The organism is Gordonia sp. DT101 (genome assembly GCF_049844895.1).
Classification (GTDB): Bacteria; Actinomycetota; Actinomycetes; order Mycobacteriales; family Mycobacteriaceae; genus Gordonia.
On sequence record NZ_JBNCLX010000001.1, the window covers coordinates 467,205 to 489,485 of the forward strand.

A 22,281-nucleotide genomic window follows, 5' to 3' on the forward strand; every position below is an offset into this window, starting at 1 on the left:
CGGGCGACGGGGAAGCGCGGCGGCATGGCCGGCCGGTACCCGGCGATCGCCAGCGGACAGGTCAACCTGTACAGGGTATCGGTCGACCGCCTGAGACGGTGATCACATCACGCGGACAGTCCGAAGTTAGGGCATGCTAACGTCCCGACATGGGCAAGGTGAAGCCGGCAGAAGTGTGCGATCTCAAGGCCAAGAAGAAGTGTTGCCGGAAGTCCACGCGGTGTGTCCGCTGTCCCGTGGTGATCCACCGGATGCGCAAGCTCGACTATTCACAGATGTCCAAGAAACAGCTGGGCAAGGCACTCAAGAAGGCCCGCGCCGCCTGATCCCGACGTCACGTTCCGCCTTGCTCACATACTCGTCGACATAGGGCAGCGCCGCCAACGCCGCCAACTCGGTCATCAGCCGATCGGTAGCCGCACGCGGGCCCGCAGACTCTACGTCGACCGAGAGCGGACGTCCGACGACGACGGCGACCCGACCGGGCACCAGCAGACGCCGACCCGGTGGATTCACCGCTGCCGTCCCGCGTAGCGCGATGGGAACCACTGGCGCACCGGTCATCTCGGCCATCCGCATCGCGCCGGTGCGACCCCGATGGACCCTTCCGTCGTTCGACCGACTGCCCTCAGGGTGGATCGCCCAGACGCCGCCGTCGGCCAGCACCTGCGCTGCGGTGGTGAGCGCATCGCCCGACCGGTCCCCGCCGCGTCGGTCGATCGGGATCTGACCGACGGCGGTGAAGAACCACCTCTGCAACGCACCGCGTCGACCGGGTCGATCGAAGTACTCCGTCTTGGCCACGAACGTGACGCGCCGCCGTATCACCAGGCACAGCAGCAGTGAATCGATGAACGCACAGTGATTGGCGGCGACGATGACCGGCCCGTCGGCCGGGACGTACTCACGGCCGACGACCCGGGGCCGCGTCAGCAACCACAGGAGCGGGCCGATCAGCACGTATTTGGCGATGAAGTACCACACGACATCCAACCTCCTCGACAGGTAGACGGTGTCTACGGAAAGAATGGTAGACATTGTCTACATGGCTGGTCCACAGGTCCTCCGCCCACCGATGCGGGAGCTACTCATCCGTGCGGGCGTGGAGCTGCTCGAGGAGCGGGGTATCGACGCGGTCGGTGTGCGAGCGGTCAGCCGGCGGGCCGGCGTGTCACACGGCGCACCGCGCCGATATTTCCCGTCACACCGGTCTCTCCTCGCCGCGATCGCGCGCACCGGCATCATCGATTTCGTGGGAGTTGTGCGCCCGATCCTGGCCGACGCCACGACTCCCCCGCGCACACGTCTGATCGACAGCGGCGAGGCATACCTCGATTTCGCGCACCGACGACCCGCGATGTTCGACCTGATGACCCGCCACGATCTACTCGACCGTGCCGGTGCAGATCTGCGCTCGCTCACGCTGCCGTTGATGGCAGATCTGCATGCGGTCGTCATGGAGGGCACTGCCGGCGACACAGATGACCGGCTGCGCACCCTCGCATTGTGGGCGTCGATCCACGGGATCGCCGTCCTGGCGTCGAATCAGGCCTTCGCCCTGTATCCCGGCATCCCGACGCCCGACGACACCTCTGGGAGCGGGGCGGCGACCGCGCGGGCACTCCTGGCACGTGCCGTCGACGCCCACCTGGCCTGACCGCGCACCACGCGCCTCACGCCGTCGGCGGCGACTCCTCCTCCGCGGCCGACCGGACCGCGACCGCGGCGGCCACCGCGATGATGCCGACGGCCTCCACCGGTGTCGGGATCTGGTGCAGCACCACCACCCCGACGATCGAGGCGGCCACCGGCAGCAGGGCCAGCAGGATGGCGAACCGGGCACGGCCCACCTGCCGCAACACCACCTGGTCGAGCGCGTAGGGAATGGCGGTCGACGCGAGCCCGAGACCGAGTCCGAGCAGCAACAACCGTGCAGTCGGCGCGTCGTCGGCGAACGCCGGGCCGAGGAACAGCGCGAGTGGCGACGTGACGATCGCGGCGACGACGAAACCGGTCGCCAGATCCTCCATGCCGCGGCCGCGTTGTGCGACCCGCTTGCCCAACACGATGTAACCCGCCCAGCAGGCCGCGGCCACCAGCGCCAGCAGCACCCCGACCGCGGTGCCCTCCCATCGGACGTCGGCGATCAGCACCACCCCGATCACGGCGAGTCCCAGTGCGAGCACGTCGCGGCGCGTACGTGAACCGAGCGCCGCGACCGCGACCGGGCCCAGGAATTCGAGTGCGACCGTGGTGCCCAGCGGCAGACGGTCCAGCGCCTCGTAGAAGGCGATGTTCATCGCGGCCGTGATGAGCCCGAAGGCGGCGGCCAGCACGAGACGCGACGGCCGCCAGGCAGCCCGTCCGGGACGCACCCACACCACCAGGATGAGCGCCGCGCCGGCGATGCGCAGCCAGGCGACGGCGCCGGGTGGCAGCGTGTCGAAGAGGTCGACGGCGATCGCCGCACCCAGGTACATCGAGACCGCGCCCACGATCATGAGCGCCGGGGCGGTCAGCCGGGTCCCCGACCCGTGCATCATTCGAGTACGGCGAGGAGTTCGGGCACCCAGGCGGTGTCCGCTGGCACCAACTGATCGTCGTGGGTCAGCGCACTCAGGGCGACCGCATCCACCCAGCGCAGCGCCCGATGTTCGGCCGGGTGTGGGGTGCCGGCGACGATGTGCGCCCACCTTGCCACCAGCGTGAGACCGGCCGGCAGATCCACTGTTTCGCGCAGGACGCCCCCCACCGCGACCTCGACCCCGAGTTCTTCCATCAGTTCGCGGCGCAGGGCGGTCTCGGCGCTCTCCCCCGGCTCCGTCTTACCGCCGGGCAACTCCCACCGCCCGGCGACCTCGACGGGGTACCGCCGCTGGGCGAGCAGCACGCGACGACGACCCGCATCCAGGATCGCCCCCGCGACCACCAGCCGGCGGCCGTCGTCCACCGACGCGCTCACGATCCGATCACCGCGACCCGCTCCGCGACGATCCGCAGACCCACCCGATCTCCCACCGCGGCCCGCTCGGAGGTCACCGCATCGACCTCGCCGACGTCGGTGACCACACGCACTCGACGGCCGGCGGGCAGATCGGCGACCGTCGCGACCACACCGACCACGTCGTCGTCCGAACCGGCCCGGACCGCACGCATCGACTCCGCCCGCAGCCCCAGGCGTCGGTGCCCGTCGGGAACGGCGAGGCCGACGGGCCCGAGCTCTGTCTGCGCGGACGCGCCGGCGAACTCCGCCTCGATCACGGTCGTCACCCCCAGGAACCGGGCGGTCCACTCGTCGACGGGACTGCTCCAGAGATGTTCGGGCACATCGGTCTGCACCAGTTCACCCTCGCGCATCACCGAGATCGTGTCGGCCATCAACGCGGCCTCGTTGTGATCGTGGGTCACCACGATGGTTGGCGTGGCCGCGTCGCGGACGATCTCGGCGATCTCGATGGCCAGCTGATCCCGGAGCAGCCGATCGAGGGCTGCGAGAGGCTCGTCGAGCAACAGCAGCCGCGGTCGCGGCGCCAGCGCCCGTGCGAGTGCGACGCGCTGGGCCTGACCACCGGACAGTTCGTCGACACCGCGGTCGGCGAAATCGGGCAACCGCACCAGATCCAGCATCTCCGCCACGCGGGCCCGGATCGTGGCCCGCGACCAGCGTCGCATCCGCAACCCGTAGGCAATGTTGGACGCGACCGTTCGGCCCGGGAACAACTGTCCGTCCTGGAACACCACCCCGAAGTCACGACGGTGCGCCGGCAACTCGGACAGGTCGCCACCGTCGAACCGAATTCGCCCGTGGCTCAACGGTTCCAGACCCGCAACCGCGCGGATCAGGGTCGACTTCCCGCAGCCCGACGGGCCGAGCAGCGCGGTCACCACCGAACCCGTCGTGCCCACCGTCCAACTCAGGCCGTCCAACACCACGGTCGGTCCGTACCGGACCCCGACATTCTCGATCTGCAGCATGTCAGAGCAGCGCTCCCGTCCTGGGCCGCAGCGCTTCGACGACGACGACCGCCAGGGTCGTGACCGCGACGAGCAGCATCGAGGCCGCCATCGCCGTCGCCAAGTTGTCGGCGCCGGGCCGATTCAGCGCCGATCCGATCAGCACCGGCAGCGTGGTCGTGTCCGCGCGGGCCAGGAAACTCGTGGCCCCGAACTCGCCGAGCGCCATCACGAATGCGAAACCGCCTGCCGCACAGAGCGCGCGACCAATGAGCGGGAGGTCGACGGTGAGGAACACCCGCAACGGCCCGGCACCCAGGGTCGCCGCCGCCTCCCGGAGCCTGCCGGGCACCGAGGACAGTGCGGGCAGCGCGATCCGCACCACCACCGGGATGGCGATCAGGGCCTGCACGCACGGGATCACCAGCGCCGACGACGCGACCTCGGTGGGCAGTGACGCCAGCACGATGAGGTATCCGAAACCCAGCGTCACCGCGCTGACGCCCAGGGGAATCGTCGCGACGACGTTGCCGGTCGCCGCCCACACGCCATGAGATCGATGCATCGCGACTGCGGCGAGCAGTCCGACCACCAGCGCGATCGCCATCGCCAACGCCGCTGTGACCAGCGAGTACCGCAAGGTGTCGAGGGGGGTGACCCCGTTGACCGACTCCGTCAGGGACCGGTATCCGTCGAGTGTCCAGGCGCCGTCGGCGCCGGGGCGCACCGAACGGAGCGCGAGAACCGCGATCGGCCCCACCAGGACCACCACGGTCCACGCGAGCGCCGCCAGAACGGGCAACCATCCCGTGCCGTGTGGCCGGAATCGCGTCTCCCTCGGGCGGGCACCCGTAGCCGATCCGGCGGGGTCGGTGAACACGCGGGTCAACAGCAGCGCCGCGACCACCACGACGATCTGCACCAGGGAGAGTGCCACCGCCTCCGGGATCCGGAAGTAGCCGATCGCCTGGGTGTAGATCTCGGTCTCCAACGTCCGGATCTCGCCGTTGCCGAGGACCACGATCACGCCGAAGCTGGTGGAGCAGAACAGGAACACCAGTGCCGCCGCCGCGCCGACGGCCGGCATCAAGCGGGGCGCGACAACGGTCAGGAAGGCGCGGATACGTCCCGCCCCCAGGGTCTGCGCCGCCTCGGCCTGTCGCGGGTCCAGTGATCGCCATGCCGCGCCGACGACCCGTGCGACGACCGCGACGTTGAGGAACGCGTGGGCCAGCAGGATCGGCCACAATCCGGAGCCGATGTGCGCGAACGCGAGCGGTCCGTCGAGCAGCGCCCGGAACGCGACCCCGACGACGACCGTGGGAAGCACGAAGGGCACCGTCACGATCACCATCAGCAGTGCCGATCCCGGGATGCGCACCCGGGCGACCAGCCACACCATCGGCGCCGCCACCACGAGGGCCAGCACGGTGGACGCGGCGGCCTGCCACAGGGTGAAGCCAAGCAGATTCAGTGCGTGCGTGCGGCGCAGGAGCTCACCGACGCCGACGTCGGATCCGGTGTCGACAGCCCGCCGGACGAGTGCGCCCAGCGGCCAGATGAACAGGATCAGGATGAACGCCGCCGGCACGACCCGCAGGGCGAGTCCGCCCAGTCGGCCCGCGGTCACCGCCCGACGGCCTCGCGCCACTGCTCGAGCCACTTCTCACGATTCTGCGCGATGTAGGCGGGCGGTAGGCTCACCGTCCACGGCGGCACGGGGGCCCGCTGTTGCCAGCCGTCCGGGAGCGGCGTGCCCTTCTGGACGGGATAGACATACATCGCCGACGGCAGCGCGGCCTGGACATCCGGGCCGAGCATGAAGTCGACCAGTTTCCGAGCGCCCGAGGGGTTCTTGGTGCCCTTGAGGACGCCGATGTACTCGACCTGCCGGAAGCAGCTGTCGAGCAACGCCGAGGTGCCGGGGGTGGCGGCAGGTGACGACGCGTAGGACAACACGATCGGTTTGTCGCCCTTGCCCTCGCCCGCACTGAACTTCTGGTTGTAGGCGATCTCCCAGCCCGACACGATGCTCGCGCCGCCCGCGGTCACCGTCTTCCAGTAGTCCTGCCATCCGTTCGCGAAGGCCCCGATGGTGCTGAGCAGAAACGACATCCCCGGTGACGAGGTCCCCGGATCGAGCAGCACCGACTCCGACGCGTATTTCGGATCGCGGAGGTCGCGAAGACTCTTCGGCGGTTCCTGCCCTCGAGCCGAGTACCAGGATTCGTCGACGTTGAGGCAGACATCGCCGCGGTCGACGGCAGTCAGCTCGTTGTTCGAATCCGGGATGGCGAAGTCGGCTGCGCCGTTGGCCGCGAGAGGTGAAGCGTAGGGCTCGAGCGCCCCCGCCTGGATCGGCCGGGAGGCAAAGGTGTTGTCGATGCCGAAGACGGCGTCCGCCTTGGGCGACCCCGGCGTCAGCGACACGGTCGACGCCAGCTGACCTGCGTCACCGGACTTCACCACCTTGAGGGTCAGTCCGGTCTCCCGGCGGAAGGCGTCGAACACCGAGTCGGGCAGCGAGAACGAGTCGTGCGTCAGCAGCGTGACCTCGGCACCCTGTTCGGCGTCGTCTCCGCACGCGGCCAGCATGGTTGCGGTGACCGCCGCCACGACCGCCAGGGTGATGGTTCGCAACGCCCCGACGCGGCGGCGCGCATCGGTCGCGATGTCTCGGGCATCCTTCGCGCGTCGTCTCCCCACATACTCGATCTAACCAGGTGCATCTCGCCGGCACGACCGGTGGCCGACGAGGTCACATGAGTAACAATTGAATCAATAATCACAGGAGTCACACCGACCGGCGTTAGGCTCCCTGGACAGTGCCCGCCACCGGGGCGTGCATAGAATGACGCGCGACGCCATCCCGGCGTCCGAGTCACTGACAGCGGAGTGTGTGACCTGCACCGGCGCACACCGACGACCGATTGGACCGGAAACAGTGCGTTTGCCTGTACTCCAGAGCCTGCGTTCCCACCGCATGAACCGACCATCGACCAGCACGGTCCGCCGGGTCGCGGTCGCCGCGATGAGCGTCGCCGCCGCGACCTCACTGGCCATGCCCGCGGTCGCGCAGGCCGCGCCCAAGGCGCCGTCGGCCCCGAAGGTCGACCAGCGCACGCTCGATTCGATGAGCGCGTTCGCGCCGGCGATCATCGGCGCGGTCACCACGAAGGGCCCGGACGGCAAGATCAACCCGCAGCTGATCAGCCAGGCAAAGGCCCTCGCCGCGACGCCGGGCCTGCCGCCGCGCGCGAAGGACATCTGGCAGGACGTGATCGACTTCCTCGGTGAGCCCGGACGAGCCGCGCTGGTCCGTCAGCACAAGGCCGCCGAGCACAAGCCCGGCGATCCGGAGATCCCCCAGGGCCCGGGCGCTCCGAAGATCCAGGAGTTCCTCTATCCGACCATCGGCATCGGCTGCATGCCGAACGCCAGCCTGACCTCGGGCAACTCACTGGGCCGCGCCCTGATGACCGCCGGACCTCAGCAGGCACCGGCACCGGGACCGAAGAAGGGCCAGGCCGGCTACGTCTACACCAGCCTCGGTACCGGTCCCGCGATCAACAGCTCCGCACGCAAGCTCTGGGTGACCTGGCTGAACATCGACACCGGCCGCTCGGGACAGGTGCAGCTCAAGCGCAACCCGAAGATCAACGCGACCGACGGACCGGGCACCTTCACGGGGGTCGTGCCGACCGGCAAGGGCCGGATCGTGTCGACGATCTACGGCGACGTGACGACCAAGACCAAGGGGAAGGTCATCTCCTGCGGGATCGTCCCCACGATCGGCATCGGCATCGTCTGATCCGTTCCGACTCGATGACACCCCCGGTCCTTACGACCGGGGGTGTCATCATTTGTGCCGGATTCCGGCTGTGACCCGCACCACAGTCGCGTGACCTGCGCAGACCAATCAGGTGATTCCTCGGTTGCCTATCGGTCGCGACGATGTCACAAGACGGCTTCACGACTTGAATATTCGACACTCTTCGTGCTCTCTTTTAACTTGAGCAACATCTGTCACACCCGTAACAGGCCTTCGTCGGGCGGGTGTATCGGTCGATGAAGGAGAGAACATCATGGTCGCCACGTCGAAGCGCGCTGCGGGCACTCGTCGCTTGTCGTTCCGTCTGCGCGCAGGCGTCCTCGGTGTTGCCGCCGCGGCCGCCACCGCGCTGTGTGCGCCGGCCCTGGTGGCATCCGGGACCGCGAACGCCGAACCTCTCGTCGGCGACAACACGATGACCCTCCCGGCGATCCCCTTCGACAGCGAACTCGCCGCAGCCGTCCGGATGCTCCGCGACGCCGGTGTGGACCGCATGGCACTCGAGGCCGCGCAGGCCATCATGACCAGCGTCGGCCAGATGTCGACGGAACAGGTCGCGGCGCGGGCCGCGGGCGTCCCCGTCGCGGATCGGGGCGCGGCCGTACCCGTCGCGGCCGATCCCATGGCGCTCCTGCACAACCTGGGCATCCAGCCGCTGAGCCCGTCGGTGGCGCCGTTCTGCACCGATCCGACCGCCGACAACCCGCTCGGCCTCGTCACCGCAGGCGCCGGGGCGGTCGCAGGCCCGTGGCCGTTGGCGCAGGAACCCCTCGCGCCGCTCCAGCAACTCTTCGGCATCACGCTGCCCAAGCTCAACCTCGTCGACAACGGTCAGACCGCCTACGCGTTCGTCCCGTCCACCACGGCCGGCGGGACCAGCGGTGCGATGCAGGTCGCATGGTTCAACACCTCCACTCTGCAAGGCGGTTTCGCCGATCTCAAGCCGATCTCCGACGCGCCCATCCTCAAGGCCCTGCCGGTGCTGTCCGGTGTTCGTCTCGCACCGGTCGAGACCGGTAAGGGGACGGTTCTGTCAGCTGTGTACGGCACCGCCCAGAACGGCAACCGCACCTGCTACTTCTTGCCCGCGGTCGGTGTGATCGACGCCTGAGCCACCAACCGACCCGAGCCCACAACGAAACCCTGACCACGATGCCCAATCGCATATCCGCACTGACCGGCTCGCACGCACGCGAGCCCGGACAGCCGATCCGCCGCGGACCGGCCGTCCGATCGGTGCTGCCGAGAATGATCACGTCACTGATGGCCGCCACAGTGATCGGAGTTGTCGCACAAGCTGTCCCGGCCCACGCCGCACCGGGCGGCTCGGCGCCCGGCACGGTCTTCACCAATCGCGACCTGCCCGCCAGGAGCCTGGCCAGGGGGGCCGGTTCCGGCGACTCCTTCACCTACTGGACCACCGGCACCGACCGCGCCCCGCGGTTGTCCACCAGTATCGTGCAGGTCCCGGACGGCCGGGCCCCCAAGGGCGGATGGCCCATCGTCGTATGGGCGCACGGCAGTCGCGGCATCGCCGACCAGTGCGCTCCGTCGAACCAGCCCACCCAGGCCGACCGGGACGAGATGGGACGCTGGCTCGACCGCGGTTACGCGGTCGTGGTGCCCGACTACGCCGGACTCGGCACCAAGGGCACTCCCGAGTACTTCGACACCGACACCACTGCGAGCAACATCGTCGACGCGGTTCGCGCAAGCCGAGACGTCGCCTCGGGGCTGGCGCGGCGTTGGGCCGTGGTCGGCGAGGGGCAGGGCGCCGGAGCCGCGATCGAGCTCGCCCGGCAGGCAACCCGTATCCAGGGACCGACCCTGGATTATCGCGGTTCGGCGGCCTCCTCGATCCCTGTCGAATTCGACACCCTGATCGGCAGCCTCGGACCGTCGACCACCTCGATGCCGAACGGCGTCGCGGCCGACGTCCTCTTCACCCTCAGCGCGATCCGCAACGCCCAGCCGGCGGTGCGACTCGATCCGTACCTGACCGACGCCGGGATCGGCTGGCTCGACCGTGCCGCCCGGGACTGCGCCGACGACCTCACCCGTGAGTTCGCCGGTCAGACGCTGGGTTCGTTGTTCCGTACTCCGCTGTCGGAGAACCGTGAACTGATCGAAGCCGTCTCGCGCACCCACATGATCCCCATCAAGGGATTCACCCGCCCCGTGATGATGACGCAGAGCCTGTTCGATCAGAATGTCATCGTGCCCCTCTCCCTCCGATATCTGAACGACGCCCGGGCGGCGGATCGCCGGGTCACCGCTCGCACGTATCTCGCGGTCAACCAGCAACAGTCCGATGCCTTGTCCGACAACGACATCCGGTGGTTCGTGTCCCGGCTGGCGAATCGGTGAGCCGGGCGCGAGTCCGGTCCCGGCAACTCGCGCAGAGGATGGGTCCGGCGCTCCCGTATCTGTCGGTCAGCGCAGCGGCGACGATTGCCGGCGCGCTGCACCGGCGGCGGGCCGCGGAGATCACCAAACCCCTGCCACTCCTCGTCCTCGCAGCCCACTCGTTGCGCGGAACACGACGGCGCAACGGCGTCGACAACGCGCTTCTCGCAGGCGCGCTGGCATTCTCGGCGGCCGGCGACCGGGCCATGTTGCTCGAGGAGTTCACCGACGAGCCGTCGGACAAGGACCGTCGACTCCAGATCGGCGCGTCACTGTTCGCCGGCGCCCAGTTGTGTCTGACCGGCATCATGTGGCGCCGGGGCGCGCGACCACGACCGGCCGGCGTGCTCCTTCGGACCGCGATCCTGGCCGAATCGGCAACGGTGATGGCGCTGCGTCGACCACGACTGCTCCCGGTACTGGGCGGCTACGGCAACACCCTGGCGCTGATGTCGTCGACGGCCGGGGCGAGCCATCGGCCACAGCCCCGGCTTCGCAACGGCGGCTGGCTGTTTCTCGCGTCCGACCTCACGATCATCAACCGGCGTCACCTGATCCGCGACGAACGCCTGGCGGCGATGGCCGAGGCCTGGGTCCTCGCAAGCTATTTCGCAGCGCAGTGGCTGCTCGTCACGAGCCTGTCCGAACCCGACGGGTGACCGCCGGATTCGGCGGTCAATGGGACTGGTGCGGACCCTTCGCCGACCGGACCGCCTCGAACTCCGACAATCGTGTGGCCGCCACGCCATCCATGTCCTCGAGTTCCAGCCCCTTGGTCTCCTGCACCTTCGCTCGGACGTAGAAGAACGACGCGGCGGCACAGAAGGCGAAGAAGCCATAGACCCAACCGAGCCCGAGAACCTTGCTGACCTGCGGGAACAGCATCGAGATGGTGAAATTGGCTACCCAGTTCGCGGCCGTGCAGACACCAAGGGCCACACCGCGGATGCGGTTGGGGAACATCTCGCCGAGCATCACCCACATGACCGGGCCCCAGGTGGCGGCGAAGAACACCACGAACAGATTGGCACCGATCAGGGCGATGACACCCCACGTGTCGGACAGCGTCACATCGGCAACGCCGTCGGTGACCGTCGTCGTCGCCTGGGTGAAGGCGACACACGCCATGACCAGTCCGACGAACATGCCGACGGAACCGATGAGCAGCAGGATGCGGCGCCCGATCCGATCCACGAACAGGATCGCGACAAAGGTCATGCCCACGTTGATCGCCGACGTGATGACCGACGTGGTGAACGCCTGATCGGTGTCGAATCCGACCGACTTCCACAGGGTCGTCGAGTAGTAGAAGATCGCGTTGATGCCGACGAACTGCTGGAAGATCGCGATCCAGATACCCACCCACACCAGTGGGTGCAAACCGAACGAGGGCCCGCGGATATCGGCCAGGGATGTGCGCGCCTCGCGTTTCACCGTGATCTTGATTTCCCGGACCCGCTCGAGCGGATTCGGCTCGCCGGTCACCTCCTGCAGGATGCGTGCCGCCTCCTCGTCGCGGTTGCGGCCCACGAGGTATCGCGGCGACTCCGGGATCAGCAGCGCGAGCAGACCGTAGATCACGGCCGGCACCACGCCGACGAGGAACATCCAGCGCCATGCCTCGAGACCCCACCACAGAACGTTCAGGGGATCGCCTGCGGCGTCTTGGAGCAGCGTGTCGGAGAGCAAGGCGGCGAAGATGCCCAGCGTGATCGCCAACTGCTGCATGGATGCGAGGGCGCCCCGATAGCGGGCCGGCGCGATCTCGGAGATGTACGCCGGTGCGATCACCGACGCGATACCGATGCCGATTCCGCCGAGCACCCGCCACAGCAGTAGATCCCAGACAGTCTGCGTGTATGCGGTCCCGATCGCCGAGGCCACGAAGAGTGCCGAACCGAGCAGCATCACGCGCTTGCGGCCCCAGATGTCGGCCAGACGTCCCGCGAACCACGCACCGAGCGCACAGCCGAGGAGGGCGATGGCAACTGCGAACCCGGTGAAGAGCGCCCCGAGACCGAAGGTGTCCTGGATCGAGTCGACCGCACCGTTGACGACCGAACTGTCGAAACCGAACAGGAATCCGCCGACCGCCGCGGCCACTGTGACGCCGATGACCTTGGCCGTGTGCTGCTCGGCGATCTCCTGATGATGCTCTTGCGACATATGCCGTGTCCTCATCGTCGAGTCCCACCGAATGACCGGCGGAGGTATGCGATTGCCAGGCTACTAGCCGAAACGCCGTGTTCCGCGGGATTTCCGCGCAGTGCGTGGGGTCAAGATTCGGTATCGGAAGCCGGAAGAGTCCAACGGTCAGGCCGACGCCCGGCCTCCGCATCCCGAGTTCCGTGCGTTGACCATGGGGACGAATGCCATCAGCCCCACCTTCTGGTGGATCCTGAACACCACCGGACCGCGGCCGGGGTGGAGGTCCACCTGCCAGGTCACCACGCGGGCACGGCTCGGCACGGTCACCGATCCGGTCCGGCCGCTCGCGAGATTGCGCCAGTCGACCCGGGTCTCGACGGTGTAGTCGAGGAGCGGCGACGGCTGTGCCCGATTGGATGCGATCAGCGATATGGCCGGCCCCGGCAGCCCGTCCGCCGGGAACGGGATGCCGTTGAACACATCGACGCGGACCGGGATCGGCGCGCCGGGCAACGGATTGGGACTGTCGCACCGCAGCGTGGTGACGAGGTTCGGTTCGGTGTACTCGGGGATCGCCTGCGCCGCTCCGGCCCCCGCGGTGACCGCGCATGCCGACACCAGTGCGGCGGCGACGCCGATGGCTCGCCGCCCGGCCGACCGATATCCCCTCCCACCGAACCCCATGGGGCGAGTCTAGGGGTAACTAAGATGGGTCCATGGCGAATCTCCAGATTGCCCAGGAACCGGCCGCCGACGCGTTGCTCTCCACCGACGCATTCGCGTTGCTGACCGGGATGTTGCTCGACCAGCAGTTCCCGATGGAGCGGGCCTTCGCAGGTCCGGCCAAGATCCGGGACCGTTTCGGCACGATGGATCCGGGCGCCATCGCCGCCGCCGAACCCGATTCCTTCGCCGATCTGTGTGCGACACCGCCTGCCATCCACCGCTACGGCCGGTCGATGGCCGGGCGTGTCCAAGGCTTGGCCCGGGTGGTCGTCGACGAGTACGGCGGTGACACCGAACGGATCTGGACAGAGGCATCGTCGGGTGCCGATCTGTTCGCGCGTGTGCGCGCACTTCCCGGTTTCGGGGATCAGAAGGCTAAGATCTTCACCGCTCTGTTGGCCAAACAGCTCGGGGTGAAGCCCGCGGGGTGGACAAAGGTGGTGGGCGACTACGGCAAGACGGGCTACCGGTCGGTCGCCGACGTCACCGATCCGGAGTCTCTGCAGAAGGTTCGCGACTTCAAGAAGGCGGCCAAAGCGGCCAAGGCCGCACAACAGGCGTGAGGGCGCACCGGGGTGACGGCTGACGTCCCCGGTGACGCGGGCGGCATAGCGATGCTGTGCCGCAGGCCACCGGTGTCCTAGGGTCAGCACATGGACTCGAACAGCGTCGACACCCGCAGTGTCGTCGAACTGCCGTTTCGCCTCGGTTTCGCGGTCACCGGAGTGGTGCTGACCGCCGCCGAATCGGCGGTCGCCATCGCACGCATCACCGCGAGCAGCGTTCAGCACGAGGTGAATGTCGCGCTCGGCCTCTCCGGTGACGAAGTCGGCAGCGCCCGCACCCCCATCGCCCTCCTGAACCAGCTCGCCGAGTTGCTCGGCCCGGACCGACCCTTCGGCCGGATTCTGGCCGCGGGCGGCCCGCTCGAACGTCTCCTCAACCCGGACGGCGTGATCGACCGCCTGACCGCTCCCGACGGCCTCCTCGAGAAGCTGACGACCAGCGGCGGGCTATTGGACCAGATGGCCGAGGACGGCGGCATCCTGGTGCGCCTCACCGCAAAGGACGGCCCGCTCGACCGGCTCACCCGAGCGGGTGGCGTGGTCGATCAGTTCACCGAGAGCGAGGGCATCCTCGAGCGCCTCACCTCCGAGGGCGGCATCGTCGACAAGCTCACCTCCCCGGACGGCGTCCTGGAGAAGGTGACCGTGTCGGGAGGTGTCCTGGACCGGATGGCCGAGGACGGCGGATTGCTCGATCAACTCGTCGGAGAGAACGGAGCGGTGGAGCGGGCCATCGCACCCGACGGCCCGTTGGACCGGATCACCGAGCTGACCGAGGTGATCGGACAACTCGCCCCCAATCTGCTCGCCATGCAGGACACGGTGCACGAGCTCGCCGAGACCGTCGACCTGCTCAATCAGACGGTGGCGCCGCTCGGCGGGCTCGCCGACCGGTTGCCGAAAAGGCTCACCCGCGGTGCCAAGGGTGGTTCCGGACATTCGTCGGGCGCGCCATCGGTCACCGACGGTTCCGAACGCAACGGCTATCCGCGGTCGGGCTCCGGCGAATCGGGTGGCCCGGCCGAATCCTGAGGACCGTCGATCGTGCCGACACGCGCCAACGCTGCGGCAAGCAGATCGACGTAGCGTTCCACGTCGGGCATGACCGCCGGGCTCGTGGTCACCGAGATCGCGATCGCGTCCCCGATACCATGGACTCCGTGGGTGAGCCCCTGCGCCGGCGACAAGGCAGGGAATCCGGTGGTGAACAGGACCGGCCCACCGCCGAGGGTGAGGTCGGCGGCGCCACGGTACACCGACGACACCACGGTCACGCCGGTGACTCTCTCCGGCGGGGTATCCGCGTCGAACAGCCTTGTCCCCCAGTGCGCGAGGATGGCCGGCGCAGCATCCGACGCCCGCCTCTCGGCCACCCGGGCGGGTTCATCGTCGGCATCGGCGGCGCGAGCGATCTCGTCCGCGATGCATCGTGCACGCCCAGCCGGGTCGGCCATCTCGAGGTGGAGGTCGATCCCGGCATTGCGAAAGTTGTTACGCGCCTTCGCCTGACGCCCGCGCCCGATGGTCAGTTCGGCACCTATCGGGTCGGCGGCTACGCCCAGGTACTCCCCGAGCGCGATCGAGATGACCGTCAGCGCACCGACGGTCACGGTGTGGTCGGCGGGCAACATGGTCCGGTCCCCCACGATCACCCGTAAACTCCGCTGCGCGCCCGGAGGTCTGTTGAGCGCCGTCAGCGCATATCCGGGCCTCTCCGACGGCGGGCGGTCGCCGACCGCGCGGAAGGCTTCGAGACCGCGCCACAGCATCCGGCCGACCCGGACGGGTGTCGCGAGCGCTCCCCGGGCGGCCGCAGCCGGCCCGGCGAGGATGGATGGGGGCCCGTCCGCCGGAGCGCCGGCGGCCGCACGCAGGTCGTGCTCGCCGAACAGGTCACGGGCGATCTGCGAGGTGCGGCGGCCGTCACCGAGCGAGTGGGTGATCTGGAGTACCGCGACCACGCCGGGGCCTCGTGGTGTGTCCGCGATCGGACCGAGAAGATGTAGCCGCCAACAGGTCCGGGAGGCGACGAGTTGGTCGGCGGTCAGCTCCCCGACGCGGTCGAGGCATTGCGACCAGGCGTCGATGCCGGTATGAACGACGACCTGATCGGCTGTCACCGGCCGATGCACCCAAAGGGGATGGTCCAGCGACAACGGGACGTCGCACACCCGAAGACCCAGATCCGCCACGCCGCCCGCCCGACGGCGCAATCGCTCAGCGAGATCGGCCATCGAAACCTGCTGATCGGCAAAGCAATACAGCAGGAACTGATCGTTGGGGATCGCGGCCGACAGCCAGTACGTGCGGGAGTCGGCGGGCTCCATCCGTGTCACCCGACCACGGTAACAAGTCGCCCCGAGACGCCCGATCAGGTCGCCCGCGGCTCCAGGTGTACAAGCGCCTGAACGTGGATGTCGGCTCCGTCCAGTGCCTCTCGGATGTCCTCGACGGCCCCGCCCACCGAGCCCGCGATCTCGGCATAGCTGTGCGTCGGCGTCGCGGTCACCGTCAGCCGGATGATCTTGCGACCGCGATCGTCCGTCGCCTTCGCCACCACGCGGTCAACCCTGGGGTCCGATGCCAGCTCGTCGGCAACGGCGCCGGCGATCAGTTTCGGCGCCACGGTCAGAGTGCCGCTCTGGTCGGAGCCCTCGAGGACGAGGTCATCGACCTTCCCGGGCCGGATCGTCGCCGCGATCAGTCGCCAGCCCCAGATCACCGCGATCAGGGCCACCCCGATCAGGACGACCGGCCACCACCCGGTGTCCGCGAGCCGCGCCACCCATCCCTGGTCGATCTGCTCGATCCGGTCTCGCACGGGGACGACATCCGTGCGCCACAGAATGGCACCGAGCCCCACCACGAGGAACAGCAGGCCGAACAGTCCCACGGTCAGTCGATGCCACGCGGCGGGTCCGCGATTCATGCCCGATCACCGCTCCGTCGGCCGACCGGCTTCACCGTCGCACGCAACGGCGCATCGATGCCCGCCAGCACGTCGCCGACGACACGATCGATGTCCTCGAGGTCTGCCGCACCGGTCACGGTGACCCGGACCTTCACGGTTCGACGGCCGACCACCGTCGTCGCATGGTCGACGCCGGGGAGGCCGGATACCGCGGTACTGCACCGGCGGGCGACGTCACCACGGCGGGTCCACATGACCTCGTAACCCTTCAGACTCAAGTGCGTGCGGCGGCGTGGTTTGACGGCGAGCCAGATCATCGCGGCGCCGATCACGATCAGGGCGATGGCCACCGGCCACATCCAGTCCGACCATCGGATGTCGGCCACCCAATCTGCCGCGGCACGCGTCCATTCGGCACCCGACAACCAGCCGATGTGGACCAGCAGATCTCGGATCGCCACCGCCGCGACGCCCAGCAGCAGTAGACCGATCACGCAGCCGACGATCGTGGCGGCCGGATTGGCGGCCGGGGCAAAGACCTTGGCGTCGTGGGTGTCTGCGGTCTTCGCCATGGTCGACCGGTCGGCCCCGGTGGTCGTGGAGGCGGTCATGCCCGGACCTCCCCCTCGTCGTCGGGGACCGGTTGCCGTGCCGGGGGCACCTCGACGAAACCGAGACCTGGGCGGTCGGCGCCGAGGGCCGGACCCGACAGCACTGCCGCGACCCTCACGTCCACCCGCGCGGGCCGGACACCGGTCAGCCGGGCCAGCTCGTCGGCCGTGACACCGCGGACCTCCCGGCAGACGTCGGTCAGCCGGCACGGCCACCGCACTGCGATGGTCAGGCGAACCCACGGTGCGGTCATGGACATGTCGACCACCGCCTGTGGGTAGTCGCCGCCTGCGACAGCTCGCCCCGGGGTGGCGCCCGACAGCATCGAACCGAGTGAGGTCTGATGGCGGATCACTCCGTCGACGTCGAGAGCGGCTCGGACGGCGATCTTCTCACCGACGCGATCGGCGATGCTGAGCGAGCCGGGGTCGGTGGCGATCGTCTCAGCCACGGTTGCGACTCCGCAGCAGCGCGCCCAGATCCACCACCCCGTCGCGCTGCAGCCCGATCGCCAGGCCGACCGCCCCTAGGACCAATGCGAGCACGAAGCCGCCGAATCCGCCGGTGGTCGCCGCGATGGCGAGGAGCAGACCGGCGATCAGACCTATTGTCGCGTTGTTGGTCATGTGCTTTCCATCCTCAATCGTCTGTGGTGGAGCCGGCGGTGGGGTCCGTACCGAGCCGGTCGGCGTGGACACTGATGTCCTCGACGGTGACGGTGACCGGGAGACCGGTGAGCTCCTCGACGCGCTCGCGGACCCGATCGGCGACGCCGCGGAGATCGTGGTCCATGTCGACGACGACATGGACGCGCGCGGAGTCGTCGTCGACGACCACCCCGCTCACGCGGCCGCCGGGCAGGTAGGTGGCGATCTCGCCGAACACCCCGCCGTACAGACCGGTGACGCCGGGGACGGCGGTCACCGCGTCGGCGACCTCCCTGACCCTCGTCGAAGCGGTGGTCACGTCGTCGGACATCACTGCACGCGCGGTTCCTCGTCGACGGATTCGTCGTCGTCGCCGAAGTGGATGTCGTGGACGGTGACGTTCACCTCGGTCACCTCGAGGCCCGTCATCTGCTCGATGGCCGCAATGACGTTGCGGCGGATGGCTGCGGCCAGCTGATGGATGGCGACCCCGTAATCGGCGACGATCGACACGTCGACCGCGGCCTGGAGTTCACCGACCTCCACGTTGATGCCCTGAGTGGTGCTCGTGGTCGTTCCCGGGAGTACGTCGCGCACTTTCCCCACGACGCGCTCGGTCGCGCCGCCGACGTCGTGCACGCCGTCGATCTCGCGGGTCGCGATCCCGGCGATCTTGGCCACCACGATGTCGGAAATGGCAGTCTTGCCCCGTTCGCCGACCAGTGATGAGTCGTTCTTGGCCAGCGCCAGGCTCTTGCCGGACGGTCCCGACGCGACACCCGTCGATACGGATTCGGCGGTGGCGGCCTGCGGACGATCGGTCGTATCCGACATACGATCTCCTTCACTCTTCTGAACAGATCCTTGCGACCCGTGTATAGAGTCAGTCGCAGTGGACACCGAAAGTGCACGCATGGATTCGGGTGATGCCGATCACACCGCCGCAGCGACGGCACGCGGGGTGAGCGGCGGGGACGTCACGGCCCTTGGCCGCCCACGGAGCGCCGTCGGACCCCTGTGGTTGAGCGAGATGTCCGACGACGAGCTGGCGGCCGCGGCGGCCGTCGGTGATCGTGAGGCGTTCGCCGTGTTGGTCGCCCGGGTCTCACCCGGACTGCTGCGATATCTGCGCCGCATGGTCAGCGACCCCCAGGCGGCCGAGGACCTCGCGCAGGAGACCCTGCTGCACGCGTGGAAGAGCCTGCCCGACTTCGGTTTCCGCAGCTCGTTCCGCACCTGGATGTTCGCCATCGCACATCGCCGCACAGTCGACCAGTATCGGCGCCGTCGTGACGTGCCGACCGACGAGGGGCGATTCGTGGAACTGGCCGATCCCGCTCCCCTACCTGCCGAGCAGGCCGAGCACTCGTCGCTGGTCGATGCCCTCCGGCACGAGCTGGCCAACCTCCCCCCGACGTCGCGCGCCGCCTGGTGGCTGCGCGAGACCGAAGGGCTGTCCCTCGATGAGATCGCCCGGGTGTTGCAGATCAGCACCGGCTCGGTCCGTGGTCACCTGCAGCGCAGCCGTCGATACCTGTCGGCGCGGTTGGCCCCTTGGCGCCCCGGCCCGCCGCCCGACACCCTTCATCGCCACCAACTCGGGTCGGAACAGGCCGAACACCACCGGAAAGGAGCGCAACCGTGAACGATCTCCACGTCGACGACGAGCACTCCGACGAGACCGATGCCTGGCTGGTGGAGGCAGGTCGTCGGCTCGACGAGCCGACCGGCGACGTCCAACGCCTGATCGATGCGATCTCCGGAAACCTCAGCCGCGTGCGTCGACCCGCGCGAACTCTGACCACCGACACCCCGGGCGTGGCGATGAGCGACCGGATCATCAAGCAGCTCTTGTCGATCCGCATCCGATCAACCCTCGGTCGGCTCGTCGTGTTCGTGGCGGTCGACGGCGAGACCGACGTGATCGACGGCATTCGGATAGGCCTGATCGCTCAGTACCACGACGAATTGCCTGCACGCTCCGACGACATCCGGGATGTGGTGGACGACGTACTTGTCACCGCGCTCGGCCGGCACACGACGGCCACCGCACGGCAGCACATCACCGTGCGGTGGCAGGACGTCTACACGCGGGAATGGCTCACCTGACGACCTGTCGAGCCGACACCTGACGGCGGCCGGCGCTCCACGCATACGGCAGATCCGCACCGTTGAGTACGTGATCCCCGATGGCCTGCAGCTTGTAGATCAGGGGATTGTGCACGGAGATGGTCCGTGCATTGCGCCAGTGCCGGTCGAGACCCAGCGACTCGGAGGTGATGGACGCTCCGCCGACCTCGAAGAGCTGGGTCGTCGCGTCGAGGACCGTGGAGATCACCGCCTGCTGCGCGCGGGCGACATCGAATTCGACTCGATCCAAGAGCTTGTCGTCCTGTCCGCCTGCGTCGAGGAGTTCGTCGAGCTCCGCGGCGATGTCCAGGACAAGCGTGCGTGCCGTGAAGGCCGCCGACGAGAGACGACCGATCACCTGCTGCACCAACGGATCGTGCCGGGGCAGGTCGGCGGGCGCATGGGTGTACGTGCGCGTGCGATCACGCACCCAGGCGGTGGTGTCGTCGAGGGCGCGCTGGGCGATCCCGGCCAGCACGGCGAGCTGCACCAATTGGAGATACGAGGTCGCGTAGGTTCGGCCCTCGACTCCGTAGCCAGGACCGAGGATCTGGTCGGCCGAGATCGCAACACCGGCGAACTCCGTTGTGCCGCTGCCCGTCAGACGCTGGCCGAAGCCGTCCCAGTCGTCATGCCGGGTGACCCCTTCCGCGCCGCCGTCGACGAGCACCGAGACCCGCTCCCCGTCCCGATCCGCGGCGACCAGGATGTGGTCGGCGTACAGACTGCCGGTGCTGTAGTACTTGGTGCCGTCGAGGCGCCAGGAGTCACCGTCGGCGGTGAGCCTGGTCTGGTAGCGATCGATCGCGCCGACGCCCGGTTCGGTGATGGCGTTGCCCACCAGCGTCCCGTCGCCGACTGCCCGCAGCCACCGCTCACGGGTGACCGCGTCGTCGGACAGCAGCTGATCCTCGACGAACGACCAATGCACCCGCAGCGCCTGCGGCAGATTCGATTCGGCAGCGGCCAGGTCGACGAGCAGACGGAACAGCTGGCGCACCGATGCGCCGTGGCCACCGAACTCGACCGGCACCCGAAGTGCACCGAACCCGACCTCGTTCAACCAGCCGACCTCGTCGAAGGTTGGCCTGCGACCCGCCTCGCGCTGCACCGCCTCCGCGGCGATCCGTGCGAAGACGGGAGCGAAGATCTCATCGAGCTCGGAATCTGTATACGAACCCCGGTCGGTCGTGGCGGTCACGGCGGCCCTTTCCTCGGTGCAGGTCGATCGGCGTGCACAGTCTGGTCGCCGAGAACCGGTACGAGAACCCTTCCGCGCCGCGTGACCCAAACCCGACCACCCGGTCCGTGCGGACCGACGCGTCCGGGATGTTCCGTTCACGCGAACACCCCGATGCGACTCGGTCACTTCCGACGTGGATACCTGCTCCGATACTTGACCCGACGGCCTTTTGCCACATCGCGTTGTGCTTCGGGCTGCCGCTCGACCCGGTCATCGACGCGGTAGATCACATAGGCGGCGCCGAACAGGACGACGGTCACCACTGCCGAAACGACCCCTACGGCATAGCGCTGGCTCGCCAGCGCAACCACGGTCACCGCCGCGGCCACCGTTCCGATCAGAGCCGCCAGGTAGGCAAACCACATCGTCGGCACAACCAGACGTTGTCGCCGCAGCCGCTTCTGTGTCTCGCCCATGAGTGGTTCCTCTCGATCAGTTGGAGGCAATGGCCGTTGCCTCCACCCAACCCCCCAGACGCCAGAAGTCAACAACATCTACGACGAATGCGATCGAGCTTCGGTGAATTCAGTCGACGGCCGGTCCGGCGTCTCGGATCTCGTCCACCTTGCTCATCGCTGCGCGGAGCTCGTCGAGCCACGAATCCGTGTGCCGGCCCACGAGTTTCACGCACCACGACAGGGCGTCCGCACGACTCCTGGCCACCCCGGCGGCAACGAGCGTGTCCAGGACCTGGCGTTGAGGTTGACGCAGCCTCGTCATCACCGGCACCGCGAGATGGGTGAACAGTTGCGACGTCTCGCCGCACCGCACGCCCCACGCGACCTTGCGATCGAACCGGTGCTCGGCCTCCCGGGCCACCTCGATCCGTTGATCGCGGGTCGACTCGCGGAATCGGGCGATACGCCCGGCCTCCGCCTGCCGCACCGCTGCCGCGTCCGCGCTCTCATCGACGTCCGGCGGCCCGATCGTGCCGATGACGGTGATCTCCTCACGGTCCACCCGCACCTCCGGCGCACCGGTGAAGAGGCCGTCGGGAAGTCGTCCCGTCAGCCAGCCGGCCACAGAGGTCTCCGTGTCGGTCATGTCGACTCCCTCGTCAAGCGCTTTCGCACTGATGATTACTTGTAATCAACGATAGCCTGTAA

At 68.4% G+C, this 22,281-nt stretch carries 28 protein-coding genes; 10 read left to right on the forward strand and 18 right to left on the reverse strand.

Annotated features, from left to right (window positions below):
* Positions 1 to 149: 149 nt before the first annotated feature.
* On the forward strand, positions 150 to 326 hold the full coding sequence (locus tag ACLQ3I_RS02260; protein ID WP_425791382.1) for a hypothetical protein: 177 nt from the start codon (positions 150 to 152) through the stop codon (positions 324 to 326).
* On the opposite strand, the gene ACLQ3I_RS02265 is transcribed toward ACLQ3I_RS02260, so the two are convergent.
* Complete coding sequence (locus ACLQ3I_RS02265) at positions 304 to 984, reverse strand: lysophospholipid acyltransferase family protein (protein WP_425799993.1); 681 nt, start codon at positions 982 to 984, stop codon at positions 304 to 306. The genes ACLQ3I_RS02260 and ACLQ3I_RS02265 overlap by 23 nt on opposite strands.
* 61 nt (positions 985 to 1,045) lie before the next feature.
* Here ACLQ3I_RS02265 and ACLQ3I_RS02270 point away from each other — a divergent pair, with 61 nt between their 5' ends.
* Positions 1,046 to 1,657, forward strand: coding sequence for a TetR/AcrR family transcriptional regulator (locus ACLQ3I_RS02270; RefSeq protein ID WP_425799994.1), 612 nt, complete (start codon positions 1,046 to 1,048; stop codon positions 1,655 to 1,657).
* Positions 1,658 to 1,673: 16 nt separating this feature from the next.
* Here ACLQ3I_RS02270 and ACLQ3I_RS02275 read toward each other — a convergent pair whose 3' ends face one another.
* Genes ACLQ3I_RS02275 through ACLQ3I_RS02295 form a run of 5 tightly spaced genes read right to left on the reverse strand, consistent with a single transcriptional unit; the run spans position 1,674 to position 6,549 of the window.
* Positions 1,674 to 2,540: an EamA family transporter gene (locus ACLQ3I_RS02275; protein WP_425799995.1), complete on the reverse strand. Its 867-nt coding sequence runs from the start codon at positions 2,538 to 2,540 to the stop codon at positions 1,674 to 1,676.
* The gene (locus ACLQ3I_RS02280) at positions 2,540 to 2,962 is read right to left on the reverse strand and encodes a (deoxy)nucleoside triphosphate pyrophosphohydrolase (protein WP_425799996.1); all 423 of its coding nucleotides are present in this window, start codon (positions 2,960 to 2,962) and stop codon (positions 2,540 to 2,542) included. The genes ACLQ3I_RS02275 and ACLQ3I_RS02280 overlap by 1 nt, the downstream gene beginning before the upstream one ends.
* Positions 2,959 to 3,975 (reverse strand): ABC transporter ATP-binding protein, encoded by a 1,017-nt coding sequence (locus ACLQ3I_RS02285; protein ID WP_425799997.1) that lies wholly within the window; start codon positions 3,973 to 3,975, stop codon positions 2,959 to 2,961. The genes ACLQ3I_RS02280 and ACLQ3I_RS02285 overlap by 4 nt, the downstream gene beginning before the upstream one ends.
* A gap of 1 nt (position 3,976) precedes the next feature.
* Positions 3,977 to 5,617: an ABC transporter permease gene (locus ACLQ3I_RS02290; RefSeq protein WP_425799998.1), complete on the reverse strand. Its 1,641-nt coding sequence runs from the start codon at positions 5,615 to 5,617 to the stop codon at positions 3,977 to 3,979.
* Positions 5,581 to 6,549: a thiamine ABC transporter substrate-binding protein gene (locus ACLQ3I_RS02295; protein WP_425800688.1), complete on the reverse strand. Its 969-nt coding sequence runs from the start codon at positions 6,547 to 6,549 to the stop codon at positions 5,581 to 5,583. The genes ACLQ3I_RS02290 and ACLQ3I_RS02295 overlap by 37 nt, the downstream gene beginning before the upstream one ends.
* Positions 6,550 to 6,937: 388 nt before the next feature.
* Between ACLQ3I_RS02295 and ACLQ3I_RS02300 the strand changes: the two genes are divergently transcribed.
* The 4 genes from ACLQ3I_RS02300 to ACLQ3I_RS02315 all read left to right on the forward strand — a co-directional run bounded on the left by ACLQ3I_RS02300 (position 6,938) and on the right by ACLQ3I_RS02315 (position 10,851).
* Complete coding sequence (locus ACLQ3I_RS02300; RefSeq protein ID WP_425791375.1) at positions 6,938 to 7,765, forward strand: hypothetical protein; 828 nt, start codon at positions 6,938 to 6,940, stop codon at positions 7,763 to 7,765.
* A gap of 274 nt (positions 7,766 to 8,039) precedes the next feature.
* Positions 8,040 to 8,897: a hypothetical protein gene (locus ACLQ3I_RS02305; protein ID WP_425799999.1), complete on the forward strand. Its 858-nt coding sequence runs from the start codon at positions 8,040 to 8,042 to the stop codon at positions 8,895 to 8,897.
* A 41-nt stretch (positions 8,898 to 8,938) separates the two neighbouring features.
* A complete protein-coding gene (locus tag ACLQ3I_RS02310) occupies positions 8,939 to 10,153 on the forward strand; it encodes a lipase family protein (protein WP_425800000.1) in 1,215 nt (404 codons plus the stop codon).
* Between the two features lie 38 nt (positions 10,154 to 10,191).
* Positions 10,192 to 10,851, forward strand: a complete 660-nt coding sequence (locus tag ACLQ3I_RS02315) for a lysoplasmalogenase family protein (RefSeq protein ID WP_425800690.1) — start codon at positions 10,192 to 10,194, stop codon at positions 10,849 to 10,851.
* Between the two features lie 16 nt (positions 10,852 to 10,867).
* On the opposite strand, the gene ACLQ3I_RS02320 is transcribed toward ACLQ3I_RS02315, so the two are convergent.
* Entirely contained in the window at positions 10,868 to 12,358 is a 1,491-nt protein-coding gene (locus ACLQ3I_RS02320) for a sugar porter family MFS transporter (protein ID WP_425791369.1), read from the reverse strand.
* Positions 12,359 to 12,505: 147 nt separating this feature from the next.
* Positions 12,506 to 13,024 (reverse strand): hypothetical protein, encoded by a 519-nt coding sequence (locus ACLQ3I_RS02325; RefSeq protein ID WP_425791367.1) that lies wholly within the window; start codon positions 13,022 to 13,024, stop codon positions 12,506 to 12,508.
* 32 nt (positions 13,025 to 13,056) lie between these two features.
* Here ACLQ3I_RS02325 and ACLQ3I_RS02330 point away from each other — a divergent pair, with 32 nt between their 5' ends.
* Both ACLQ3I_RS02330 and ACLQ3I_RS02335 read left to right on the forward strand, forming a co-directional pair.
* Positions 13,057 to 13,629, forward strand: coding sequence for an HhH-GPD-type base excision DNA repair protein (locus ACLQ3I_RS02330; RefSeq protein ID WP_425791365.1), 573 nt, complete (start codon positions 13,057 to 13,059; stop codon positions 13,627 to 13,629).
* 90 nt (positions 13,630 to 13,719) lie between these two features.
* Positions 13,720 to 14,664, forward strand: a complete 945-nt coding sequence (locus tag ACLQ3I_RS02335; protein ID WP_425791364.1) for a hypothetical protein — start codon at positions 13,720 to 13,722, stop codon at positions 14,662 to 14,664.
* Here ACLQ3I_RS02335 and ACLQ3I_RS02340 read toward each other — a convergent pair.
* The 7 genes from ACLQ3I_RS02340 to ACLQ3I_RS02370 are packed head-to-tail and all read right to left on the reverse strand — an operon-like array spanning position 14,616 to position 18,636.
* Positions 14,616 to 15,959, reverse strand: coding sequence for a WS/DGAT domain-containing protein (locus tag ACLQ3I_RS02340; protein WP_425800692.1), 1,344 nt, complete (start codon positions 15,957 to 15,959; stop codon positions 14,616 to 14,618). The genes ACLQ3I_RS02335 and ACLQ3I_RS02340 overlap by 49 nt on opposite strands.
* A gap of 44 nt (positions 15,960 to 16,003) precedes the next feature.
* On the reverse strand, positions 16,004 to 16,561 hold the full coding sequence (locus tag ACLQ3I_RS02345; protein ID WP_425791362.1) for a hypothetical protein: 558 nt from the start codon (positions 16,559 to 16,561) through the stop codon (positions 16,004 to 16,006).
* A complete protein-coding gene (locus tag ACLQ3I_RS02350) occupies positions 16,558 to 17,154 on the reverse strand; it encodes a DUF6286 domain-containing protein (RefSeq protein ID WP_425800001.1) in 597 nt (198 codons plus the stop codon). Before ACLQ3I_RS02350 ends, ACLQ3I_RS02345 begins: the two co-directional genes overlap by 4 nt.
* Positions 17,151 to 17,606 (reverse strand): Asp23/Gls24 family envelope stress response protein, encoded by a 456-nt coding sequence (locus ACLQ3I_RS02355; protein ID WP_425800002.1) that lies wholly within the window; start codon positions 17,604 to 17,606, stop codon positions 17,151 to 17,153. Before ACLQ3I_RS02355 ends, ACLQ3I_RS02350 begins: the two co-directional genes overlap by 4 nt.
* Positions 17,599 to 17,781: a DUF2273 domain-containing protein gene (locus tag ACLQ3I_RS02360; protein ID WP_425791356.1), complete on the reverse strand. Its 183-nt coding sequence runs from the start codon at positions 17,779 to 17,781 to the stop codon at positions 17,599 to 17,601. The genes ACLQ3I_RS02355 and ACLQ3I_RS02360 overlap by 8 nt, the downstream gene beginning before the upstream one ends.
* A gap of 13 nt (positions 17,782 to 17,794) precedes the next feature.
* Positions 17,795 to 18,133 (reverse strand): hypothetical protein, encoded by a 339-nt coding sequence (locus ACLQ3I_RS02365; protein WP_425800003.1) that lies wholly within the window; start codon positions 18,131 to 18,133, stop codon positions 17,795 to 17,797.
* Positions 18,133 to 18,636 (reverse strand): Asp23/Gls24 family envelope stress response protein, encoded by a 504-nt coding sequence (locus ACLQ3I_RS02370; RefSeq protein WP_425791352.1) that lies wholly within the window; start codon positions 18,634 to 18,636, stop codon positions 18,133 to 18,135. The genes ACLQ3I_RS02365 and ACLQ3I_RS02370 overlap by 1 nt, the downstream gene beginning before the upstream one ends.
* Before the next feature lie 196 nt (positions 18,637 to 18,832).
* Between ACLQ3I_RS02370 and ACLQ3I_RS02375 the strand changes: the two genes are divergently transcribed.
* Together ACLQ3I_RS02375 and ACLQ3I_RS02380 are read left to right on the forward strand one after the other, a co-directional pair.
* Entirely contained in the window at positions 18,833 to 19,447 is a 615-nt protein-coding gene (locus ACLQ3I_RS02375) for an RNA polymerase sigma factor (RefSeq protein ID WP_425800694.1), read from the forward strand.
* Entirely contained in the window at positions 19,444 to 19,911 is a 468-nt protein-coding gene (locus ACLQ3I_RS02380) for a hypothetical protein (RefSeq protein WP_425791350.1), read from the forward strand. Before ACLQ3I_RS02375 ends, ACLQ3I_RS02380 begins: the two co-directional genes overlap by 4 nt.
* Here ACLQ3I_RS02380 and ACLQ3I_RS02385 read toward each other — a convergent pair.
* The 3 genes from ACLQ3I_RS02385 to ACLQ3I_RS02395 all read right to left on the reverse strand — a co-directional run bounded on the left by ACLQ3I_RS02385 (position 19,904) and on the right by ACLQ3I_RS02395 (position 22,219).
* Positions 19,904 to 21,133 carry an acyl-CoA dehydrogenase family protein gene (locus ACLQ3I_RS02385; RefSeq protein ID WP_425800004.1) on the reverse strand — a complete coding sequence of 410 codons (1,230 nt, stop codon included), beginning with the start codon at positions 21,131 to 21,133 and terminating at the stop codon, positions 19,904 to 19,906. The genes ACLQ3I_RS02380 and ACLQ3I_RS02385 overlap by 8 nt on opposite strands.
* A 164-nt stretch (positions 21,134 to 21,297) precedes the next feature.
* Positions 21,298 to 21,591, reverse strand: coding sequence for a hypothetical protein (locus tag ACLQ3I_RS02390; protein WP_425791346.1), 294 nt, complete (start codon positions 21,589 to 21,591; stop codon positions 21,298 to 21,300).
* 109 nt (positions 21,592 to 21,700) lie between these two features.
* Positions 21,701 to 22,219: a hypothetical protein gene (locus ACLQ3I_RS02395; protein ID WP_425791344.1), complete on the reverse strand. Its 519-nt coding sequence runs from the start codon at positions 22,217 to 22,219 to the stop codon at positions 21,701 to 21,703.
* Positions 22,220 to 22,281 lie beyond the last annotated feature (62 nt).

Bases quoted from the DNA above. Each gene is read 5' to 3' on its own strand.
- ACLQ3I_RS02370 (WP_425791352.1), bottom strand. From the start codon at position 18,636: ATGTCGGATACGACCGATCGTCCGCAGGCCGCCACCGCCGAATCCGTA.
- ACLQ3I_RS02335 (WP_425791364.1), top strand. From the start codon at position 13,720: ATGGACTCGAACAGCGTCGACACCCGCAGTGTCGTCGAACTGCCGTTT.
- ACLQ3I_RS02285 (WP_425799997.1), bottom strand. From the start codon at position 3,975: ATGCTGCAGATCGAGAATGTCGGGGTCCGGTACGGACCGACCGTGGTG.
- ACLQ3I_RS02310 (WP_425800000.1), top strand. From the start codon at position 8,939: ATGCCCAATCGCATATCCGCACTGACCGGCTCGCACGCACGCGAGCCC.
- ACLQ3I_RS02375 (WP_425800694.1), top strand. From the start codon at position 18,833: ATGTCCGACGACGAGCTGGCGGCCGCGGCGGCCGTCGGTGATCGTGAG.
- ACLQ3I_RS02270 (WP_425799994.1), top strand. From the start codon at position 1,046: ATGGCTGGTCCACAGGTCCTCCGCCCACCGATGCGGGAGCTACTCATC.
- ACLQ3I_RS02340 (WP_425800692.1), bottom strand. From the start codon at position 15,959: ATGGAGCCCGCCGACTCCCGCACGTACTGGCTGTCGGCCGCGATCCCC.
- ACLQ3I_RS02320 (WP_425791369.1), bottom strand. From the start codon at position 12,358: ATGTCGCAAGAGCATCATCAGGAGATCGCCGAGCAGCACACGGCCAAG.
- ACLQ3I_RS02305 (WP_425799999.1), top strand. From the start codon at position 8,040: ATGGTCGCCACGTCGAAGCGCGCTGCGGGCACTCGTCGCTTGTCGTTC.
- ACLQ3I_RS02360 (WP_425791356.1), bottom strand. From the start codon at position 17,781: ATGACCAACAACGCGACAATAGGTCTGATCGCCGGTCTGCTCCTCGCC.
- ACLQ3I_RS02365 (WP_425800003.1), bottom strand. From the start codon at position 18,133: ATGTCCGACGACGTGACCACCGCTTCGACGAGGGTCAGGGAGGTCGCC.
- ACLQ3I_RS02325 (WP_425791367.1), bottom strand. From the start codon at position 13,024: ATGGGGTTCGGTGGGAGGGGATATCGGTCGGCCGGGCGGCGAGCCATC.
- ACLQ3I_RS02345 (WP_425791362.1), bottom strand. From the start codon at position 16,561: ATGAATCGCGGACCCGCCGCGTGGCATCGACTGACCGTGGGACTGTTC.
- ACLQ3I_RS02330 (WP_425791365.1), top strand. From the start codon at position 13,057: ATGGCGAATCTCCAGATTGCCCAGGAACCGGCCGCCGACGCGTTGCTC.
- ACLQ3I_RS02300 (WP_425791375.1), top strand. From the start codon at position 6,938: ATGAACCGACCATCGACCAGCACGGTCCGCCGGGTCGCGGTCGCCGCG.
- ACLQ3I_RS02295 (WP_425800688.1), bottom strand. From the start codon at position 6,549: ATGCTGGCCGCGTGCGGAGACGACGCCGAACAGGGTGCCGAGGTCACG.
- ACLQ3I_RS02260 (WP_425791382.1), top strand. From the start codon at position 150: ATGGGCAAGGTGAAGCCGGCAGAAGTGTGCGATCTCAAGGCCAAGAAG.
- ACLQ3I_RS02315 (WP_425800690.1), top strand. From the start codon at position 10,192: ATGGGTCCGGCGCTCCCGTATCTGTCGGTCAGCGCAGCGGCGACGATT.
- ACLQ3I_RS02395 (WP_425791344.1), bottom strand. From the start codon at position 22,219: ATGACCGACACGGAGACCTCTGTGGCCGGCTGGCTGACGGGACGACTT.
- ACLQ3I_RS02350 (WP_425800001.1), bottom strand. From the start codon at position 17,154: ATGACCGCCTCCACGACCACCGGGGCCGACCGGTCGACCATGGCGAAG.
- ACLQ3I_RS02390 (WP_425791346.1), bottom strand. From the start codon at position 21,591: ATGGGCGAGACACAGAAGCGGCTGCGGCGACAACGTCTGGTTGTGCCG.
- ACLQ3I_RS02275 (WP_425799995.1), bottom strand. From the start codon at position 2,540: ATGCACGGGTCGGGGACCCGGCTGACCGCCCCGGCGCTCATGATCGTG.